The 1,212-nt window shown below is 62.0% G+C and carries 1 protein-coding gene; it reads right to left on the reverse strand.

What is annotated here, in order from left to right; genetic code table 11:
* Positions 1-12 precede the first annotated feature (12 nt).
* A complete protein-coding gene (locus RZ1_RS29395) occupies positions 13-1,119 on the reverse strand; it encodes an IS630 family transposase (RefSeq protein ID WP_238071991.1) in 1,107 nt (368 codons plus the stop codon).
* Positions 1,120-1,212 lie beyond the last annotated feature (93 nt).

Genomic DNA, 1,212 nt, shown 5'->3' on the forward strand with positions numbered 1-1,212 from the left:
GCTAGTGGCTCGTCAAGCAACCTTGGCCGGGTAATGCGGGTACTCGGTCCACGACCGGATCGGTGAGTCAGGAGCGAACCGGGTTTTCGGTTCGGCACGAGCATTGCGCCACCGCATGTACGCCCCGATCGCAGCGTTCTGCTCTGCATGACTGCGATGATCGGTGCCGTTCAACGCGAAATACCGCAACGCCGCGAACTCCGACTCGATCCAGTTCAACCACGACCCGTACGTCGGCAAGAACACGAGTTCGACATCGTTGTCCGCCGCCCACCGGCGCACGGCCGGATGTCGGTGCGGGGAGAAGTTGTCGAGGACCACGTACAACTTCTCCCCGGTCCAACGGGTGCGAAGAGACTTCAGAAACTCGAGGAATTCGCCCGATCGTTTACGCGTCCGAATCCGGTAATACATTCTGCCGCTGTCCAAATCGAGGGCAGCGAGCATGTGCATCACCCCGTCGTATCGGTGATACGTCGCCCGCAACCGCCGCGGATGCGTCGCCGGCCGCCAACACCGGCCCTTGCGGGGTTGCAGGTTCAACGGCCCGAACTCATCGACGCACACCACCCGCCCGTCGGTCGGCGGGTCGTCGTAGAGAGCGAGGATCGTGTGCATCTTGGACAGGAAATCCGGGTCGGTCGAGGCCTTCCACGTCGTGGTGGATTGCCAGGTGACCTTGCCGTCACGCAAAATCCGGCGGAGCGTCTCACGGCTGATCGTCGACACAATCTTTGTCGCGATCAGGTGCTCGGCGAGCTTGGCCAAGCTCCACGTGGAGAACGCGGTGATCTTCCAATCGGAGGGGGACGTCCGGGCGATCAAGCAGATCCGTTCACGGGTCTGCTCATCGATCGTCTTCGGGCGTCCCCCTTTCCATTTTGGGTGCAACGCCTCGAATCCGTGTTCGTTGAAGGCATGGATGACATCGCGGACGTAATCGTCGCTGACCTGCATCAACGAGGTGATGTCCTTGACGGCCTGCCCCTGCGCGGACATCAGCACGACGATGGCGCGGCGCAGCTTGACCGGGTCCTTGGCCGTGCGGCTGACCTTCTGCAGCCGTTGGCCTTCCTCCATGCTCAACGGACGGACGAACACGCGTGGTTGGGGTGCCACGACCACCTCCTTGTATCGGCTCGGAGATAGTCTGCCGCGAACCTCATCGTCAGCTGGGGATTACCCGGTCAACGATCCGTGTCGAGCCACTAG

The organism is Rhodococcus zopfii NBRC 100606 = JCM 9919, assembly GCF_001895025.1.
Lineage (GTDB): Bacteria > Actinomycetota > Actinomycetes > Mycobacteriales > Mycobacteriaceae > Rhodococcus > Rhodococcus zopfii.